18 protein-coding genes are annotated in these 17742 nt (G+C 72.1%); 9 read left to right on the top strand and 9 right to left on the bottom strand.

Going from position 1 to position 17742, the window contains the following annotated elements:
• Positions 1-34 precede the first annotated feature (34 nt).
• Complete coding sequence (locus LN251_RS20345; RefSeq protein WP_458245644.1) at positions 35-853, bottom strand: lysozyme; 819 nt, start codon at positions 851-853, stop codon at positions 35-37.
• 236 nt (positions 854-1089) lie between these two features.
• Between LN251_RS20345 and LN251_RS20350 the strand changes: the two genes are divergently transcribed.
• Positions 1090-1581 (top strand): MarR family winged helix-turn-helix transcriptional regulator, encoded by a 492-nt coding sequence (locus LN251_RS20350; RefSeq protein WP_458245645.1) that lies wholly within the window; start codon positions 1090-1092, stop codon positions 1579-1581.
• Positions 1582-1710: 129 nt separating this feature from the next.
• Positions 1711-2229 carry a COG4315 family predicted lipoprotein gene (locus tag LN251_RS20355; protein WP_458245646.1) on the top strand — a complete coding sequence of 173 codons (519 nt, stop codon included), beginning with the start codon at positions 1711-1713 and terminating at the stop codon, positions 2227-2229.
• A gap of 19 nt (positions 2230-2248) precedes the next feature.
• On the opposite strand, the gene LN251_RS20360 is transcribed toward LN251_RS20355, so the two are convergent.
• The gene (locus LN251_RS20360; protein WP_458245647.1) at positions 2249-3034 is read right to left on the bottom strand and encodes a protein phosphatase 2C domain-containing protein; all 786 of its coding nucleotides are present in this window, start codon (positions 3032-3034) and stop codon (positions 2249-2251) included.
• A 375-nt stretch (positions 3035-3409) separates the two neighbouring features.
• On the opposite strand from LN251_RS20360, the gene LN251_RS20365 reads away from it, so the two are divergent.
• From LN251_RS20365 to LN251_RS20385, 5 genes are read left to right on the top strand one after another with little or no spacing between them, the layout of a single operon-like run.
• Complete coding sequence (locus tag LN251_RS20365) at positions 3410-6301, top strand: nitrate- and nitrite sensing domain-containing protein (protein WP_458245648.1); 2892 nt, start codon at positions 3410-3412, stop codon at positions 6299-6301.
• The gene (locus LN251_RS20370; protein ID WP_458245649.1) at positions 6298-6804 is read left to right on the top strand and encodes a roadblock/LC7 domain-containing protein; all 507 of its coding nucleotides are present in this window, start codon (positions 6298-6300) and stop codon (positions 6802-6804) included. Before LN251_RS20365 ends, LN251_RS20370 begins: the two co-directional genes overlap by 4 nt.
• Positions 6801-7220 carry a DUF742 domain-containing protein gene (locus LN251_RS20375; RefSeq protein WP_058923249.1) on the top strand — a complete coding sequence of 140 codons (420 nt, stop codon included), beginning with the start codon at positions 6801-6803 and terminating at the stop codon, positions 7218-7220. Before LN251_RS20370 ends, LN251_RS20375 begins: the two co-directional genes overlap by 4 nt.
• On the top strand, positions 7201-7836 hold the full coding sequence (locus LN251_RS20380; RefSeq protein ID WP_458245650.1) for a GTP-binding protein: 636 nt from the start codon (positions 7201-7203) through the stop codon (positions 7834-7836). Before LN251_RS20375 ends, LN251_RS20380 begins: the two co-directional genes overlap by 20 nt.
• A 26-nt stretch (positions 7837-7862) precedes the next feature.
• A complete protein-coding gene (locus LN251_RS20385; protein ID WP_458245651.1) occupies positions 7863-9116 on the top strand; it encodes a styrene monooxygenase/indole monooxygenase family protein in 1254 nt (417 codons plus the stop codon).
• Here LN251_RS20385 and LN251_RS20390 read toward each other — a convergent pair.
• The 4 genes from LN251_RS20390 to LN251_RS20405 all read right to left on the bottom strand — a co-directional run bounded on the left by LN251_RS20390 (position 9089) and on the right by LN251_RS20405 (position 12212).
• The gene (locus LN251_RS20390; RefSeq protein ID WP_458245652.1) at positions 9089-10153 is read right to left on the bottom strand and encodes an NlpC/P60 family protein; all 1065 of its coding nucleotides are present in this window, start codon (positions 10151-10153) and stop codon (positions 9089-9091) included. The two genes, LN251_RS20385 and LN251_RS20390, sit on opposite strands and share 28 nt — an antisense overlap.
• Positions 10154-10256: 103 nt before the next feature.
• Positions 10257-10577 (bottom strand): hypothetical protein, encoded by a 321-nt coding sequence (locus LN251_RS20395; RefSeq protein WP_458245653.1) that lies wholly within the window; start codon positions 10575-10577, stop codon positions 10257-10259.
• Positions 10570-11217, bottom strand: a complete 648-nt coding sequence (locus tag LN251_RS20400) for a TetR/AcrR family transcriptional regulator (RefSeq protein ID WP_458245654.1) — start codon at positions 11215-11217, stop codon at positions 10570-10572. Before LN251_RS20400 ends, LN251_RS20395 begins: the two co-directional genes overlap by 8 nt.
• Positions 11218-11273: 56 nt before the next feature.
• Entirely contained in the window at positions 11274-12212 is a 939-nt protein-coding gene (locus LN251_RS20405; RefSeq protein WP_458245655.1) for an AurF N-oxygenase family protein, read from the bottom strand.
• An 87-nt stretch (positions 12213-12299) separates the two neighbouring features.
• On the opposite strand from LN251_RS20405, the gene LN251_RS20410 reads away from it, so the two are divergent.
• Both LN251_RS20410 and LN251_RS20415 read left to right on the top strand, forming a co-directional pair.
• Positions 12300-13409, top strand: a complete 1110-nt coding sequence (locus tag LN251_RS20410) for a ferritin-like domain-containing protein (RefSeq protein ID WP_458245656.1) — start codon at positions 12300-12302, stop codon at positions 13407-13409.
• A 49-nt stretch (positions 13410-13458) separates the two neighbouring features.
• Complete coding sequence (locus LN251_RS20415) at positions 13459-14295, top strand: hypothetical protein (RefSeq protein WP_458245657.1); 837 nt, start codon at positions 13459-13461, stop codon at positions 14293-14295.
• A 7-nt stretch (positions 14296-14302) separates the two neighbouring features.
• Here the strand turns inward: LN251_RS20415 and LN251_RS20420 are convergent, their stop codons facing one another.
• The 3 genes from LN251_RS20420 to LN251_RS20430 all read right to left on the bottom strand — a co-directional run bounded on the left by LN251_RS20420 (position 14303) and on the right by LN251_RS20430 (position 17712).
• Positions 14303-14806 carry a DUF3291 domain-containing protein gene (locus tag LN251_RS20420; RefSeq protein WP_458245658.1) on the bottom strand — a complete coding sequence of 168 codons (504 nt, stop codon included), beginning with the start codon at positions 14804-14806 and terminating at the stop codon, positions 14303-14305.
• Between the two features lie 87 nt (positions 14807-14893).
• Complete coding sequence (locus LN251_RS20425) at positions 14894-16351, bottom strand: peptidoglycan D,D-transpeptidase FtsI family protein (RefSeq protein WP_458245659.1); 1458 nt, start codon at positions 16349-16351, stop codon at positions 14894-14896.
• Positions 16348-17712: an FtsW/RodA/SpoVE family cell cycle protein gene (locus LN251_RS20430; RefSeq protein ID WP_458245660.1), complete on the bottom strand. Its 1365-nt coding sequence runs from the start codon at positions 17710-17712 to the stop codon at positions 16348-16350. Before LN251_RS20430 ends, LN251_RS20425 begins: the two co-directional genes overlap by 4 nt.
• Between the last annotated feature and the right edge of the window lie 30 nt (positions 17713-17742).

The raw sequence follows: 17742 nt of genomic DNA on the forward strand, positions 1-17742 counted from the left end.
AGGGAGGCCCGGGCCCTCGCCGTACGCAAGCGTCTCAGCCGTTCGCGAGCGCCTGGACGCGGTCCAGGGCGCCGTTGAACTTGTCGTGGTCGCCGACGGTCGGACCGGAGGAGGTGTACTGCCACATCGTGTAGTAGCCCCAGCCGGCCGGCAGCGTCCCCGGGTCCGAGGCGTACCGCGCGATCCACAGAGGGTTGTTCGCCGCGAAGCCGCCGTAGTTGCCGGTGCAGTCGGTCCACCAGCTGGTGGCCGTGTAGATCACGGCGTCCCGGCCGGTGCGCGACCGGTAGGTGTTCAGGAAGTCGGCGATCCAGCTCACCATGGCGCTCTGCGACTTGCCGTAGCACGCGGCGCCGTACGGATTCCACTCGATGTCGAGGACGCCGGGGAGGGTCTTGCCGTCGCGGGACCAGCCGCCGCCGTTGGCCACGAAGTAGTTGGCCTGGGTCGCTCCGCTGGTGGTGTCGGGGGTCGCGAAGTGGTAGGCGCCGCGGATCATGCCGACGTCGTAGGAGCCGTTGTACTGCTGGGCGAAATAGGGGTTGGTGTAGTACGTCCCCTCGGTCGCCTTGGTGTAGGCCCACCGGACCCCGCTGCTCCACAGGGTCGACCAGGCGACGTTGCCCTGGTGGCCGGAGACGTCGACGCCCTCGGTCTGGGTGACGGCGGTGGGGGCGGGGGAGCCGTGCTGCCCGTCGTGCGCGAGGACGCCCATGCCCATGCGGGCGGAGCCGCGGGCCGGGGTGGTCGCCGCGTCGGCCGGAGCGGCGAGGGCGAGGGTGAGGGCGGTGAGCAGGAGGCCGGCGAGGAAGAGGCGCCGGGGGCGGAGCGGGTTCGGTCTGTGCACGGGCATGGCGTGCCTCCGAAGGCTCGGTGATGCTCGGTGGGGGGAACCCTGGGCGCCGGTGGCCGGCCGTCGCGAGCGGCTCGGCCCCGGCTCGTCAACGAAGCTACGCACGTAGACGAGCGGCTGGGAAGAGGGGCCGGACGGTGCCGTTGGTCTAGCCCTGCGAAATACTGGCGGAGCTGCGGCGATGACGGGGTCTGGCGGAAACTTTCAGTACGGGGAAAACCGAGGCAGGGACTGACGTGCACGAAGGCGCGAACGGCGACGGACGCCGGCTCTCAGCGGAGCCGCCGGCGAGTGGTGCAGACCAGGAGTACCTGTCCCTGGAACGCGAACTGACGATCCTGTTCCGGCGCGCCCGCGCCAACCAGGGCGAGATGGCCCGCGAGGTCCACCCCGACCTGGAGTCGGCCGCCTACGGCCTGCTGATCCGGCTCGACGAGTGCGGACGCCAGCGCGCGACCGAACTCGCCGCCTACATCGGCGTCGGCAAGGCCACCATGTCCCGTCAGCTCCGGGCCCTGGAGGAGCTCGGCCTGGTCGCCCGCGAGCCCGACCCGGCCGACGGACGCGCCTGGCTGGTGCACCTGACCCGGGAGGGGCACGCGCGGGTCGCCAGGGTGCGCGACGCCCGACGGGCCCGGTACGTCAGCCAGCTCTCCCACTGGGACCGCGGGGAGGTGGCCCAACTCGCCTACCTGCTGGGCCAGTTGAATCGCGGTATGGAGCGGTAGCAGAGCGGGCCCGCGGGGTTGCGGCCGTACGTCAAGAGTGCGTCATGTGGTGCCGGACGCTGAGAGCACGGCGACCGGCGACCGTACCTAGGGGCGACAGGACGGCGACTCCCGCAGAAGGGCAACCCCGTGATCCCGCACCGCATCGTGCTCGCCTCGGCCACCGGCCTCATCGCAGCGTTCGCGCTGGCGGCGTGCAGCTCCGCCGGCACCGACGCCTCCCGCACGGGCTCCGGCACCGTCACCCCGGCGGCCGTGGCCTCGTCCGCCCCCGCCGCCTCCGCACCGGCCACCCCCACCGCGGCCGCGGGCGGACAGACGGTCACGACCGCCGTGCGCGGCGCCGGCGGCACGGTCGCCGACGGCAACGGGATGACCCTCTACCGCTACGGCCGGGACCGGCCGAACCCGTCCCGGTGGACGTGTTCCGGGGCCTGCGTGAAGACGTGGATCCCGGTGATCGTGCAGGGCGCGGTGCGGACCTCCGGGGTGGACAAGGCCCTGCTCGGCACGGTCCACCGCGACGGCAGGACGCAGCTCACCCTGGCCGGCTGGCCCCTGTACCGCTACGTCGGCGACACCGCGGCCGGGCAGACCAACGGCCAGGGCAAGGACGGGCAGTGGCACGCCGTCACCCCGACCGGCTGAGCCTGTGCCGCCGCGCGCCTCAGGGAAGTTCGACGTACACGACCGTCGCGTCGTCGTGCGCCTTGCCGCGCCGCGGACGCTCCCGCTCGTCGGCCCGTTCCAGCTCCCGGACCCGGTTCACCAGCGCCTGCGCCCCCTCCTTGCGCACGAACCGCAGGCAGTCGTCCCAGCCGCCCTCCCCGAACCGGTCCACCCACCGCGCGGCCCCGTCCGTCAGCGCGGCCAGCGCCCGCACCCGGCCCCGCGGCACCGCGCCGGTCACCGCCCGCGCCGCCACGGCCGGATCGGCCGCCGCCGTGAAGAAGCCGCCCTCCTTGTTGCGGACCGTCGCGTCCACGATCGCGTCCGTGGCCAGCGAGGCCGCCGGCAGGCGGGAGAGACGGTCGTCCAGCACGGCCGTCACCGCGCCGTCCGGGGACCGCAGCAGCAGGGCCGAGTCGGACAGCACCAGGTACGCGACCGTCTCCGCGTCCCACCGGGCCACGACCACGGTCGCCTGCGGTGTGCGCGGGTGAGAAAGGTCACAGGTCCGCGCATGTGCCGCGGCGGTACGGGTGATGGCCCGGGACAGCACCTCGGTCAGCGGCACATCCGGGAGGGAAACGGTCAGTTCGGTCAGCGCGCCGCCCAGGCGGGCCGTGTACCAGGGGACCGAATGCAGACAGCCGGTGCCGCCGCGCGGCGGCGTCACGCCGTCCAGGACGACCACCGCGCCGCCCTGGCCGGAAGCGGGCAGCGCCACCGCGGCGAAGTCCTCGTTGGGCCGGCCGGGATCACCGGGTTCCGAAACAAGTTCCGTACGCATCCGGCCAGTCTCCACGACGTCTTCACAGCGTTCACCAAAGGCTGCCACCAGTCGCCGAATTGGCGCACTCGCGCAGGTCAGGCGTCTGATTTGGGAGGTAATCCGTTGTTCCGGGAAAGCGCGGCGGCGAATACTGCCACCGCCCGTGGCAGACGTCCAACCGGCGCACCCGGCAGGGCGTCCGCAAGCGCCGGAGGAACTTGCCCGCCAACTCCTCTCCGGGGTTCACTCCTTCGGGTGGCGGGTCAGGTGATGCGCGACCGCTGCCCAACGAAGTTGGGAGGGTCGGGACCCGTACCCGGGTGCGCGGTCGGCGCCAGTTGACGCAACGTCACCCGGGCCCACGAGTATCACGAGTCAGGAATGCGAGCACCGGTGCAGAAGACGCGGCCTCGTCGCACAGGCAAGCAGACGGCCTCCCAAGGGAGTTCGGAGCAGCCCTCGGGCACCGTCACCGGCAAGGGCCGGCCCACCCACGTACGCAATCGGCTCATCGTCGCCGTGGCCGTCGTGGCCGCCGCCATAGCCGGCGCGGGAGCCCCGTCCGTCCTGGCCGCCTCCGGGCAGCTCAAGGACTCCCAGGACCTGGTGACGCTGGCCGGGCAGACCCAGGACGCCCTGGTCCTCGCGCACTCCCTGGCCGACGAGCGGGACGACGTCACGTCGTACATCGCGGCCGGCCGGTCCAAGGCGAAGGCGCCCTCCGAGCAGCGCAGCGCCCGCGTCGACCGGCAGATCGAGGAGCTGCGCGCCGACCCCGACATCCCCGCCTCGCTCCGCGGCGATCTCGACGGCATCGCGAGCCTGCGCCGCTCCGCGCTCACCGGCAAGAGCAGCGCGCTGCAGACGCACGACGCCTACTCCGCGGCCATCGCCGGACTCCACCGGCTCGCCGAGCAGCTCGCCGAGAAGATGCCGCCCGGGGCCGGCGGCGGCGCCCACGCGCTCGCCCAGCTCGACACCGCCGTACAGCAGTCGGCCGCGGCCCGTGGGCTGCTGCTGGCGGCCCTCGGCGTGCCCCGCTCCACGCAGACCGTCATCAGCCCCACCACCGGCCTGCCGACGACGACCGCCACCTCCTCCGCGGCCGACACCAAGACGCGCGACGCCCTGACCGCCGCCGCCCAGCAGGCCCGGCTGCGTTCCGACGCCGCCCTCGCCGGCTTCCGCGAGACGGCGCCCAAGGCGGCCCTCGCGTCGTACGACTCCACGGTCACCGGCTCCGAGGTCAACCAGGCCGAGAAGTACCTGGCCTCCCTCACCGACCAGCCGACCCTGAGCGACTCCGAACTCGGCACCTCCGCCTCCAAGGTCGACGCCGCGCTCTCCGCCCGCGTCGACATGATGCGCGGCGTCGAGTCCGCCCTCTACGACCACCGCACCAAGGACCTCGCGAAGCTGCGCGACGACGACGTCACCGCGCTGGAGATCCGCATCGCCCTCCTGGGCGCGCTGATGCTCCTCGCCGTCGGCGTCGCCACGGGGATGGCCCGCAGCCTCACCCGCCCGCTGTCGGTCCTGCGCCGCGGCTCCGCCCGGCTCGCCGAGTCGGCCGACCCCGCCGCCGAGGAACCGGTCACCTTCACCGGCCGCAACGACGAGTTCGCCCAGGTCGTGCGGTCCGTCAACGCCCTGCACGCGCACGCAGCCGCGCTGCACGAACGCGTCACCACGCTGGAGTCCGACCGCAAGCACCTCGTCGGGCAACGGCAGAAGATGGCCGACGCCCGCGAGGAACTGCGCGCCGAACTGACCGACTCCGCGGCCCAGTTGGAGCGCCTGCGGGACAGCATCGGCGGCACCTTCGTGAACCTGGCGCTGCGCACGCTCGGCCTGGTCGAGCGCCAGCTGACGGTCATCGAGGGCCTGGAGGAGCGCGAGCAGGACCCCGAGCGCCTCGCGACCCTGTTCAAGCTCGACCACTTCGCCACGGTCATGCGCCGCCACAGCGAGAACCTCCTGGTCCTCGCCGGCACGGAGCACGTCCAGCAGCACGCCGGCCCGGTCCCGCTGGTCGACGTGGTGCGGGCCGCGGTCAGCGAGATCGAGCGCTACGAGCGGGTGCGCATCTCCGCGCTTCCCCCGCACGCGCACGTGGCGGGCTTCGCCGCGGACGACCTCTCGCACCTGCTGGCCGAGCTGCTGGAGAACGCGACCTCGTTCTCCCCGCCGGACATGCCCGTCGAGATCTCCGGCTGGCTGCTGGAGAACGGCGAGGTCATGCTCTCCGTCCAGGACGAGGGCATCGGCATGACGGCCGACCGGATGACCCGCCTGAACGCCCGGCTGGCCGAGTTCGACCCCGAGTCGCCCTATGACCAGGAGGGCGAGGAGGGCCTCGGCCTCGGCCTGTACGTCGTCGCCCGCCTCGCCCACCGGCACGGCGTCCGCGTCCAGCTGCGCGAGCAGAAGCAGGGCGGGGTGGCCGCGGTCGTCGTCGTTCCCGGACCCCTGCTGGCGGCCGCCCCGTCGTCCGCGGTGCCGGCCTCGGCGTCCTCGCTGCCGCACACCCAGCACACCTTCTCCCTCCCCGGCGCCGACGCCGAGGCCAACTCCAACCTCCTGCCCGCCCGCACCACCGACCCCTTGGTGGCCCTGGCGGAGAAGGCGGTACAGCAGAGCCCTCAGGCCCAGGACGCCGTGACGGAGCCGACCGGGGCCGCGCAGCCGGTGGCGGACCTTCCCGCCCCGCGCCCGGCCGCCGAGTCCGCGGACGACTTCGCCGCCGCCGAGGCGTCCGGCGCCCCCGCGGCGCCCGCGGAAGCGGCGCCCGCCCCGGAGCGCCCGGCCGAGACCACCATGGAGCTCCTGATCCCGGGCCCGGCGACGGAGGAACCGGCCCTCGCGCCGGCCGACGTGCCGGAGCCCACCGCCCACCCGGCGGCCGACCTGCCGGAGGCGCACGGCCGTCCGGCGGAGGCGACGGCCGAGCAGGGGTCCGCTCACTCCCGGACCGCCCCGGAGCCCGAGGCCGCCGGCGAACACCCCCGTACCCCGGACGAGGAGGAGCCCGTCACCGCGAAGGGCCTTCCCAAGCGCACCCCGAAGATCACCGCCCCCAACCAGGCACCCCGCCCGCGCAGCGGATCCGTCGACGCCGATGCTCTGCGCCGCAGGCTGGGCGGCTTCCGCCGGGGGGCGGAGGCCGGCTTCCGCGACGTACAGGCGGAGATCGCCGAACAAACAGGTCAGACCCAGGCACCCGGCACAGAATCAGCCACATCCGAAGAAGCCACGGGGGGCACAGTCGAGGAGGCAAGCAGTTGACCGCGCCCAGTACCTTCGGACTGAGCAGTGAAGCCCGCAACCTGCACTGGCTGCTGACGAACCTGGTCGAGGAGGTGCCGGGCATCCAGTCGGTGGCGGTCGTCTCCTCCGACGGCCTGCTCCTGCTCTCCTCCGACCAGTCGCGCAACGACGAGGCCCGACAGGCGCAGACCCGCACGGCGGCGAAGGGCCCCCGTGGCTCCGCCGCCGACCTCGCCACCATCGTCTCCGGCATCGGCAGCCTCACCATCGGCGCCGCCCGGCTGATGGACTCCGGCCCCGTGAAGCACACGATGGTCGCGATGGACGAGGGCAGCCTGTTCGTGATGTCCATCAGCGACGGCTCACTGCTCGGCGTGCACGGCTCCGCGGACTGCGACATGAGCGTGGTGGCGTACCACATGGCGCTGTTCGTCGGCCGCGCCGGCCACGTCCTGACCCCCGAGCTCCGCAGCGAGCTGCGCAAATCCCTGGAGCACGAGTCCACGGGGAGTGCCCGATGACCGGTGACCAGCACAAGAGGCAGTCGCTGCCCGTGCGCGGCGGCGACCGCAAGCCGGCCCGCGTCCGCCCCTACTCGCTCACCGGCGGCCGTACCCGCTTCGGACACGTCCTCCTCGTGGAGACGTTCGTCGCGGCGCTCGAGGCCCCCCAGGAGCGCAAGGAACTGACGAATGGTTCCCTCAGCACCCGGGTCATGCCCGAGATGCGGGCCATCGTCGAACTGTGCCGCCGTATGCGCACGGTGGCCGAGATCGCCGCGCTGCTGAAGATGCCGCTCGGCGTGGTCCGCGTGCTGCTCAGCGATCTCGCGGACCAGGGAAAGATCCGTGTATACGGCACCGGGACCGGCCACGGCACGGGCCGTCCGGACCGCGCTCTGCTGGAAAGGGTGCTGAGTGGACTCCGCCGTCTCTGACGCCGCTGGCGTCGCCGCCTTCGTCGACCCCGACGAGAACCTGCAGTCCTGGCAGACGGACCGCACCCGCGCCCCGATCGCCACGAAGATAGTCGTGGCGGGCGGGTTCGGCGTCGGCAAGACGACCCTCGTCACCGCCGTCTCGGAGATAACGCCCCTGCAGACCGAGGCGCTGATGACGGAGGCCAGCGAGGAGACCGACGACCTCTCCGCCACCCCGGAGAAGCTGACCACCACCGTGGCCATGGACTTCGGCCGCCTCACGCTCGTCGACGACCTGGTGCTCTACCTGTTCGGCACGCCGGGCCAGCAGCGGTTCTGGTTCATGTGGGACGACCTCGTGCGCGGCGCGATCGGCGCCGTCGTCATGGCCGACACCCGAAGGCTGAAGGACTGCTTCCCCGCGCTCGACTACTTCGAGAGCTGCGGACTGCCGTACGTCGTCGCGGTCAACCACTTCGACGGCAGCGAGGTGTTCGAACCGGAGGACGTGCGGGAGGCGTTGACGATCCCCGCGCACATACCTGTAATGATCATGGATGCGCGGCGGAGGATCTCGGTGATCGAGACTCTCCTGTCCCTCGTCGGCCACGCGCTCGACGAGACCCCCGAGTAGTCGCCCTCTTAGGAGCAGTCACCCGCATGCGGAAGATACTCGTCGTAGGAGCCGGCCAGTCCGGACTCCAGCTCGCCCTCGGCCTCCAGTCGCACGGGTACGAGGTCACCCTGATGTCCAACCGGACGGCGGACGAGATCCGCTCCGGCCGGGTCATGTCGACGCAGTGCATGTTCCACACGGCACTGCAGCACGAGCGCGATCTCCAGCTGAACTTCTGGGAGTCCCAGGCCCCGAAGATCGAAGGACTCGGCGTCTCGGTGGCGGCCCCCGGCTCCTGGAGCGAGGGTCCGGCCGCCCGTGCGATCGACTGGGTGGGCGACCTCGACGGGTTCGCGCAGTCGGTCGACCAGCGGGTGAAGATGGCCGGCTGGATGGAGACCTTCGCCCAGCGCGGCGGCCAGCTGGTCATCCACGGCGCGGCCGTGTCCGACCTCGACTACTTCTCCCGCGCCTACGACCTGGTGCTGGTGTCGGCGGGCAAGGGCGAGCTGGTCTCGATGTTCGGCCGGGACGCCTCGCGCTCCCCCTACAGCGAGCCGCAGCGCGCCCTCGCCGTCTCCTACGTGCACGGACTCGGCCCGCGTCCCGAGCACCCGGACCGTGAGGCGGTCCGCTGCAACCTGGTCCCGGGCGTGGGCGAGCTGTTCGTCATGCCGACGCTCACCACCTCCGGCCGCGCCGACATCCTGTTCTGGGAGGGCATACCCGGCGGCCCGCTCGACGTCTTCAACGGCGTCAAGGACCCGGCGGAGCACCTCTCCCTGACCCTGGAACTCATGGAGCGGTACACGCCCTGGGAGTACGCGCGGGCCACCAAGGTCGAACTGACCGACGCGGGCGGCACGTTGTCCGGCCGCTACGCCCCGACCGTCCGCAACCCCATCGGCCGTCTCCCCGGCGGCGGCCTGGTCCTCGGTGTCGCCGACGTCGTCGTCGCCAACGACCCGATCACCGGGCAGGGCTCCAACTCCGCCTCCAAGTGCGCCGCCGCCTACCTCGCGTCGATCCTGGAGAACGGCGAGAAGGAGTTCGACGAGAGCTGGATGCAGGCGACGTTCGACCGCTACTGGGAGACGGCCCAGCACGTCACCAAGTGGACCAACGCCATGCTCGCGCCGCCGCCGGAGCACATCCTCAACCTGATCGGCGCCGCCGGACAGCTGCAGCCGGTCGCCGACCGGTTCGCCAACGGCTTCAACAACCCGGCCGACTTCGAGAACTTCTTCTACGAGCCCCAGAAGACGGAGGCCTACCTGGCCTCGGTCACCGGAGCCTGATCGCCGTCCGGCCGCACGGCCCCGAGGATGGGAAACGAGGCGATCGGGGACACCTTGATCTGCTCGCCCGTCCTGGGGGCCTGGATCACCTTTCCCGCGCCCAGGTACATCGCCACATGCGTCGCCTCGGGGAAGTACACCACCAGGTCACCGGGGCGCAGCCGGTCGAGGGGGACCTTCGGCAGCCGCGCCCACTGCTCCTGGCTGGTGCGGGGGACCGGCGTCCCGGCGTGGCCCCAGGCCCGGGACGTCAGTCCCGAGCAGTCGTACGACTCCGGGCCCGCCGCCCCCCACCGGTACGGCTTCCCGAGCTGCTGCACGGCGTAGCGCACCGCCCGGTCGCCCGCCCGCGACGGCTCGCGCTCGTCGCCGAGCGCCCCCGAGGTCACGAGCGCGCGCTGCGCGGTGTCGACACCGCTCTTCTCCAACTCGCCGACGGCGGCGATCTGTTGCGGGGTGAGCGAGACGAGGAGCTCCTCGACGTCCTTGAGCCGCTGCTGCACGTCGTCGTGGTTCTTCTTCTGCCGGGCGACCAGGGCGAGTTGGTCGTCCAGCGCCTTGCGCGCCCGGCGGGCGAGGTCGTCGGCCTTCTTCTCGTCGCCGGTGAGGCGGCCGACGGTCTCGGCGCGTTTCCGGGCCAACTGGCCGATGACATGGCCCTCGTCGAGAGCCTGCTGGGGGTCGCGGGCGAGGAGCAGGCGGACGTAGGGGGAGAGGGCGCTGCTGTTCTGGTACTGCTCGCGGGCCAGCCGTCCCGCCGCGCCCCGGCTGTCGCGCAGGGCGAGCCGGGTGCGGGTCAGCTCGGTGTCCAGGCGTGCCACCTCGGCCCGCTGCCTGGTCAGCTTCTCCTCGGTGGCGTCGTACGTCTCGGTGGCCTTCTCGGCCTCCCGGTACAGCCGCTGAAGGTCCGTCAGCAGTGCGGAGACGGGACGCCCGCCGGTCCCGGGACCGGGCGCGGCCGCGGCGGGCGGCGGTACGAGGACGGCGCCGGCCGCCACCGCGGCCGTACACACCAGGCGCACCAGCCTTCCTGACATGTCATCACCTCCGGTGCGGGGCAGCCCCTCCGCCCCGCACCGCGAGCCTGCGACGGACCGCGGAGCTTCGCGCGCCGAGTGTGCGCGGTTCGGCGCAACCTCGTCACCCGTCGGTGTCCTCCGGCTTGCCGCCCGGCGTGGCGGCCGGCCGGGACCAGGGCCACTTCGGCCGGCCGGTGTCCCTGCCGTCCGGGTCGTAGGCGTACTTCCAGCCCTGCGGGATCCCGAGCCGCTTGCTGTGCCCGCGGGGCACCCGCCGGTAGAGGAGCACGGTGTCCGGTCCGCCGGCCGGGTCGGGGACCGGGATGCGGTAGATCTTGGGCGGGTGGCCGGTGGCGCCGACCAGCACCGGCAGCACCCGGCCGTCCATGGGTCCGCCCTCGAAGGGGGTCGGTTCGCTCTTCACGGCACCAGTCTCAGACATCCCCGGCCATGGTCCGCACCAGTGCCGCGGTCTGCGGGTCCCGGTTCGCGGTCACGGTCAGCACGGCCAGGAACTGCTCCACCAGCCAGTCCCGCAGTTCGTCGAGCGGCGGCTGCTTGTCCTCGTCCAGCCAGATGAGCGAGGCCGCCTCCACGGCGGTGATCCACATGCGCACGGTCATGCGCAGTTGCAGACCGGGGTCGCTCACTCCGAGGTGGTTGAGGATGTGCTGGGCGGCGGCCCGGCGCACACCGTCCACGATGGCGGTCGTCCGGGACGTCTCCACCACGCTGCCGCCCTGGAGCAGCGCGCTGAACCCGGCGTCGTGCTGGTCGACGAAGGCCAGGTAGCGGTCCAGGGCGCGGGCGAGGCGGGGCAGCAGCGGTCCTTCCCGGGGTTCGTCGAAGCACAGCCGCAGCTCGTCGGCGGCCGACCGCAGCGCGGCCTCGTACAGCTGCTGCTTGCCGCCCGGGAAGTACCGGTACACCAGGGGGCGGGAGACTCCGGCCGCCTCGGCCACGTCGTCGAGGGAGACCTCTTCTGGCGCGCGGTGCGCGAACAGGCCGAGGGCGGCTTCGAGGAGCTGGCTCCGGCGCTCCTCGACGCTCAGACGGCGATAGGCGGGCGCGGCAGGGGTCATGGGTGCAGCGTAGCCGGGCGTGCACAGGTGAGCCCCCCACCGGCCCGCGGCCTGCATCAGGCCAGCAGTCCCGAGCTCTTCCACAGCCGCCTGCCGACGCCCCGCAGCACGCCGATGTCGTCCAGGAAGTCGGTCAGCCGTTTGGCGCCCGTCTGCATGATCTCGCGCCGGTGCCCGCTGGCCTTCATCTGCGCCAGCGCCTCCCGCTTGTCCAGGCCGACGTTCGTGTAGACCTCGGGGTTGACGAAGGCCACCGAGAACACCCGCGCGAACTCGCCGGAGGTGACCCGGGTGAACTCCTGCGACCACCTCGGCGCGGTCACCATCTGCCGTCGCAGCTCCTCACGCGCGTAGCGCACGTGGCGGGCCTCCTCCACGACGTGGATGCGCGTGACGCCCCGGATCAGCGGCTGCACCCGCTCGTCCGGGAAGGTCAGCCGCTGCATCCAGTCGAGGACCTCCTCGCCGAGCAGCGTGGCCGTGAACGACCCCGGGGTGGTCGAGATCGTCTTGAACAGCCGTCCGAGGTGCTGGTGCGCCCGGGCCACCGGGTACCAGGGCGTGCCGCCGTGCGAGATCAGCCGGGCGAACATCTTCGAGTGCCGGCACTCGTCCTCGATCTCGGTGAGCGCGTAGCGCACGTGCGCGCTCGTCGCCGCCTTGTCGTAGATGTGCCGCACGAGCAGCTGCATCAGGATGATCTCGAACCAGATGCCCAGTGAGGCGAGGGCGGCGGCCTCGTGCTGGGAGAGCAGGATCCGCTGCTCCTCGCTCATCCGCCGCCACATCGGGGTGTCGTAGAGGGACACCAGCTCCGGCGGCCAGAACCACTTGCCCTCCTCGAAGGGGGCGTCCCAGTCCAGCTCCTTGTCGGGGTCGAAGCTGTGTTTGGCGGAGGACGCGAGGAGTCGCTCGGCGACCTGCTCGCGGTCCTTGAGCAGCCCGAGAGCGTCGCGCAGGCCGTCGAGCGCGTCGGCTTCCGTGAGAGTCGTCATGGCTCTTATGAGACTACTTGTCAGCAAGGTGGTCAATCCCCTGCACGGGACTTGTTGACTCGGCGTCTACGTGTGAGCCTGCGGGGTATGCCGACCCATGAGCTGTACACCAACGACCCCGGTGACTATCTCTGGCAGGTTCCCGCCTCCGGTGCGGCCCGTTTCAGCTGGGAGTACGACGACGGACGGGACCGGCTGCTCGCCCTGTACCAGAAGGGCAAGGACAAGCAGTGGGACGGGCAGCGGCGCATCGACTGGGACCTGGAGGTCGACCCGCACGACGTGCTCGGCACACCGGACGAGGCCATCTCGCTGTACGGGACGCCGTACTGGCAGAAGATGAACGACCGGGAGAAGGGTGAGCTGCGCCGGCACTACGCGTCCTGGCAGTTCAGCCAGTTCCTGCACGGCGAGCAGGGCGCGATGATCTGCGCGGCGCGGATCGTGGAGTCGGTGCCCGACCTGGACGCCAAGTTCTACTCGGCGACGCAGACCGTGGACGAGGCCCGGCACGCCGAGATCTACGGCCGCTTCCTGCACGAGAAGGTCGGGATGGTCTACCCGATCAACGACAACCTGCAGTCCCTGCTGGGCGACACCCTGCGCGACAGCCGCTGGGACATGCCCTACCTCGGCATGCAGGTGCTGATCGAGGGACTGGCGCTGGCGGCCTTCGGCATGATCCGCGACACCACGACCAAGCCGCTGCCCAAGCAGATCCTCGCCTACGTCATGCAGGACGAGGCCCGGCACGTCGCCTTCGGGCGCATGGCGCTGCGCGACTACTACAAGCAGCTCACCGACGCCGAACTGCGCGAGCGCGAGGAGTTCGTCATCGAGGGCTGCTACCTGATGCGCGACCGGCTGCGGGGCGTGGAGGTCCTGGAGAACTTCGGCATCCCCACCGCGCAGGCCGAGGAGTACAGCGAGCAGTCCGAATTCCTCGCGCTGTTCCGGCAGTTGCTGTTCTCCCGCATCGTGCCGTGCGTCAAGGACATCGGCCTGTGGGGCAAGCGGCTGCAGCAGGCCTACGTCGACATGGGCGTCTTCGAGATGGGCGACTCCAACCTGGACCTGCTGATGGCGCAGGACGAGGAGATCGCCGAGAAGCTGGACGCGGAGCGGTTCGCGGCCGAGGAGCACGAGCGGGTCGCCGAGGTGACGGAGGCCATCGAGGCGGGCGCCGGGGAGGGCTGACCCCCCCGTCGCGGGCCGCCGATACGCCCGTATGCAGTAACGTGCGGACGTGTCCACGCCTCCACCGCCGCAGGGCCCCTACGGGCCGCCGAACCCCTACGGAGGGCAGCAGCCCCCGCAGGGCCCGTTCGCCTCCGGTCCGTACCCGCAACAGCCGCCGCCGCAGCAGCCGTACGGAACGCCCTACCCGCAGCAGCAGCCCTACGGCTGGGGCGCGCCCCCGATGGCCCCGCCCCCGCGCAGGCGCCGGACCGGCCTCGTGCTCGGCATCGTCGGCGGAGTCGTCGCGCTGGTCGTGGCGGTCGTCGTGGGGCTCGCGATGGTCGGGGAGAAGGTGACCGGCGGCAGCTTCCCCAAGGCCGAGTACACGCTGGCACTGCCCCGGACCCTGGTGGACGGCCGCTACGAACTCGCCAAGGACCTCTCCGACACGGAGGGCCAGAAGGTCGAGAACGAGGCGGAGGGCGCCTGGGACGCCAAGGACGTGCGGGCCGTGGTCGGCCAGTACAGCCTCGGCGGCGACCAGACGAAGGGCACGCTCGTGGTGTCCGGCATGTACGGGCGGTTCAACCACACCGAGCTGACCCGGAAGAACATGATGCGCGGCGCCGCCGAGGGCGCCGGCGCCAAGGTGGCCGTACCCGCGCAGGACTTCCACCCCGAGGGCGCCCAGGGCATCACCGTCAGCTGCGAGGTGCTCACCCAGACCCAGCTCGGCACCCAGGTGACCGTGCCGGTCTGCGGCTGGGCCGACGGCAACACGGGCGCCTCCGTCGCCGAGGTCACCACCGCCACCATGAGCCAGGACCCCTCCGCGGTGGACCTGGACAAGGCGGCGGCGACGACGGCGCAGATCCGCTCGGACATGCGCAAGCCGATCGGGTGACAGCACGTCAGACGGGGCAGCCCAGGTCCTCGGGGAGATCCGCGAGCACCGGGGCCGCCGCGTCCGGCGGGAACGAGGTGCGCAGGGTGAACGCGTACGGCGTCGGGCCGTCGGCCCGCAGACGCAGCACGCGTTCCTCCGCCTCCGCGACCGTGGGGCGGTGGCCCGCCGGGACCCACCACAAGGCGACCATCGCCTCCGCGACCCGCTCGAACCACTCCCGGCGCCGCGCCAGCATCTCGCGGTGCCGGCCCTGGTACATGTAGGCCGTCAGGGCGGTCGTGTCCCGCCACACGGACATGTTGACGATCAGCCACTCGTCGCCGAACACCGCGATGTCCGTCGCGTCGCCGCCGTCGCTCTGCAGCCGCCACACGAACCCGTCGGCGGCGTCCGCGTCGGCGTTCACGGGGTCGAGATTGTCGACGAAGTCCTTCAACTGCGGTGAGTCCAGCGGGGCTTTGAGACGGCCGATGTTGACCTGGGCGAGTTCGTACGCGGCGGAATCCATGGACCGAACGGTAGGTAGGGAGCCGCTGCCTCCGGTACCCCCGTCTCATCGACCGAGAAGCCCCGCCCAGGAGTCGAGGACGACCGCTCAGGAGTTCAGGACCGCCTCCATCACCGCCCGCGCGATCGGCGCGGCCACCCCGCCGCCGGTGATCTCCCCCCGGTCCGCCGACCCGTCCTCCACCACCACGGCCACCGCCACCCGGGGCTCGGGATCGCGGTCGCCCTGCGCCCAGGACACGAACCAGGCGTACGGCGTACCGGAGTTGCCGACGCCGTGCTGGGCCGTGCCGGTCTTGCCGCCGACCGTCGCGCCGGGGATGGCCGCGTTGGTGCCGGTGCCGTCCGTGACCACGCCCTCCATCAGCTCCTTCATCGTCTGCGCCGTCGTGCGGCGCAGCACCTGGCGGACCGGACGCGGGCCCGGCGCGGTCAGCGCGCTGCCGCCGTCCGTCGTGGTCCGCTCCACCAGGTACGGCTGCCGCAGCTCCCCGTCGTTCGCCACGGCCGCCGCGACCATCGCCATCTGCAGCGGCGTGGCCCGCGTGTTGTACTGGCCGATCGAGGACAGCGCCAGCTGCGCCCGGTCCACCGTCGTGTCGAAGGTGCTCGGCGCCACCGAGAACGGCACGCGCAGGCCGGGGTCGTTGAAGCCGAACGCCCGTGCCGTGGCCGCCAGGTCGGCCACCCCGACATCCACCCCGAGCTTCGCGAAGACCGTGTTGCACGACCACTCGAACGCGTCCCGCAGCGGGGCGTCCTCGCAGCCGTCGCCCTCGTTCGCCAGCAGCGTCCGGGTCCCCGGCAGCCGGTAGGGGTCGGGCGAGTCTGTCGGCCGGTCGACGTCCGTGACGACCCCCGCGTCCAGCGCCGCCGCCGCGGTGACCACCTTGAACGTCGAGCCCGGCGGATACGTCTGCCGCACCGCCCGGTTCAGCATCGGCTTGTCCGGATCGGCGTTCAGCCGCGCCCAGGACCGCTCGGTGGCCGCGGAGTTTCCCGACAGCACGCTCGGGTCGTACGACGGCGACGACACCAGCGCCAGCACCTTCCCGGTGGCCGGGTCGATGGCCGCCACCGCGCCCTTGCGCCCGTCCAGACCCGCGTAAGCCGCCTCCTGCGCCGCCCCGTTGAGCGTGGTGACGACGTGCCCGCCCGGGGTGTGGGCGCGCGTGAGGTCGTTCCACAGCGGCAGCGGGGTGAGGACCGGGTCGGCGCCGGAGAGGATCGCGTCGTGCGTGTGCTCCAGCAGCGTGGTGCCGTAGAGCTGCGAGGCGAAGCCGGTGACGGGCGCGTACAACGGCCCGTCCGCATACGTCCGTTCGTAGCGGAGCTGCTCGCGGGAGTCCCGGGAGCCGGTGACGGACCGTCCGTCGACCAGGATGTCGCCGCGCGGCCGGTCGTAACGGGCGATCGCGACACGGCGGTTGGCCGGATCGCGGTCGTAGGGGCCGGCCAGGACGATCTGGATGCGGGCCGCGTTGACGAGGAGCGCGACCAGCAGGAGGGCGCAGAAGACGGCCGCGTGCCGGATGTAGCGGGTCATGGGGCGCTCTCGCCGTCGTACTGCCTGCGGGCGCGGTCGCTGATCCGGATCAGCAGGGCGACGATCGCCCAGTTGGTGACGACCGAGGAGCCTCCCTGCGCCAGGAAGGGCATCGCCATGCCGGTGAGCGGGATGAGGCCGGTGACGCCGCCCGCGATCACGAAGACCTGCAGCGCGACGATCGACGCCAGCCCGACCGCCAGGAGACGGCCGAACGGGTCGCGCAGGGCGAGCCCGGCCCGGTAGCCGCGCTCCACCAGCAGCCCGTAGAGAAGGAAGACGGCGCACAGGCCCGTCAGGCCCAGCTCCTCGCCCGCGGTGGCGAGGATGAAGTCCGACTTGGCCGCGAAGCCGATGAGGACCGAGTGGCCGAGGCCCAGACCCGTGCCCAGGACACCGCCCGCCGCGAAGGCGAACAGGGACTGGGCGAGCTGGTTCGGTCCCAGTCCCGCCTCGATCGTGCCGAGCGGGTGCAGCCAGTCCTCCACGCGGCCGTGCACGTGCGGCTCCAGCCAGCCGACGGCCACCGCCCCCAGGGACGCCAGCAACAGGCCGACGGCGACCCAGCCGGTGCGGCCGGTGGCGACGTACAACAGCACGACGAACAGGCCGAAGAAGAGCAGGGAGGTGCCCAGGTCGCGTTCCAGGACCAGGACGCCGACGCTCAGCAGCCAGATCGCGAGGATCGGGCCGAGGACGCGGCCGGTGGGCAACTGCACGAACCACACGCGCCGGCCCGTGTACGCGAGCGCGCTGCGGTTCGCGGCCAGGTAGGCGGCGAAGAAGACCGCCAGCAGCACCTTCGCGAACTCGCCCGGCTGGATGGAGAATCCGGCGATCCGGATCCAGATGCGGGCGCCGTTGACGGCCGGGAAGAGGATCGGCAGCGCCAGCAGGACGAGGGTGGCGGCGACGCACACGTAGGAGTAGCGCTGCAGCCACCGGTGGTCGCGCAGCATCAGCACGACCACGATGAACAGGGCCACCCCCAGCGTGGACCACACCAGTTGGGTGGGGGCCGCGCGGTCGCCGGGCGTCTCCAGGTCGAGGCGGTAGATCAGGACCAGGCCGAGGCCGTTGAGCAGCACGCCGATCGGCAGCAGCAGCGGATCGGCGTACGGGGCCCGCAGCCGCACCGCCCAGTGGGCGACCAGCGCGAGCACGCCGAGCCCGGCGCCGTAACCGGCGGCGCCGGGCGGGACGGTGCCGTTGCGGGCGAGGCCGACGTCGCAGTAGCCGTACACGCAGAGCAGGACGGCGAGGACGAGCAGGGACAGCTCGATGCCGCGGCGCCGGGGGAGGCGGACGGCGCGAGCGGGGGCGTCCGCCTCGGCCACGGCGGTTCCGGCATGGGTGGTCATGTCCGGAACCTACCCAAATAGTGCATCTCG

It is taken from the genome of Streptomyces sp. MAI_2237 (assembly GCF_054189285.1).

Bases quoted from the DNA above. Each gene is read 5' to 3' on its own strand.
- LN251_RS20400 (WP_458245654.1), bottom strand. From the start codon at position 11,217: ATGACCCCTGCCGCGCCCGCCTATCGCCGTCTGAGCGTCGAGGAGCGC.
- LN251_RS20405 (WP_458245655.1), bottom strand. From the start codon at position 12,212: ATGACGACTCTCACGGAAGCCGACGCGCTCGACGGCCTGCGCGACGCT.
- LN251_RS20425 (WP_458245659.1), bottom strand. From the start codon at position 16,351: ATGACCCGCTACATCCGGCACGCGGCCGTCTTCTGCGCCCTCCTGCTG.
- LN251_RS20420 (WP_458245658.1), bottom strand. From the start codon at position 14,806: ATGGATTCCGCCGCGTACGAACTCGCCCAGGTCAACATCGGCCGTCTC.
- LN251_RS20385 (WP_458245651.1), top strand. From the start codon at position 7,863: ATGCGGAAGATACTCGTCGTAGGAGCCGGCCAGTCCGGACTCCAGCTC.
- LN251_RS20345 (WP_458245644.1), bottom strand. From the start codon at position 853: ATGCCCGTGCACAGACCGAACCCGCTCCGCCCCCGGCGCCTCTTCCTC.
- LN251_RS20375 (WP_058923249.1), top strand. From the start codon at position 6,801: ATGACCGGTGACCAGCACAAGAGGCAGTCGCTGCCCGTGCGCGGCGGC.
- LN251_RS20410 (WP_458245656.1), top strand. From the start codon at position 12,300: ATGCCGACCCATGAGCTGTACACCAACGACCCCGGTGACTATCTCTGG.
- LN251_RS20360 (WP_458245647.1), bottom strand. From the start codon at position 3,034: ATGCGTACGGAACTTGTTTCGGAACCCGGTGATCCCGGCCGGCCCAAC.
- LN251_RS20395 (WP_458245653.1), bottom strand. From the start codon at position 10,577: ATGTCTGAGACTGGTGCCGTGAAGAGCGAACCGACCCCCTTCGAGGGC.
- LN251_RS20430 (WP_458245660.1), bottom strand. From the start codon at position 17,712: ATGACCACCCATGCCGGAACCGCCGTGGCCGAGGCGGACGCCCCCGCT.
- LN251_RS20390 (WP_458245652.1), bottom strand. From the start codon at position 10,153: ATGTCAGGAAGGCTGGTGCGCCTGGTGTGTACGGCCGCGGTGGCGGCC.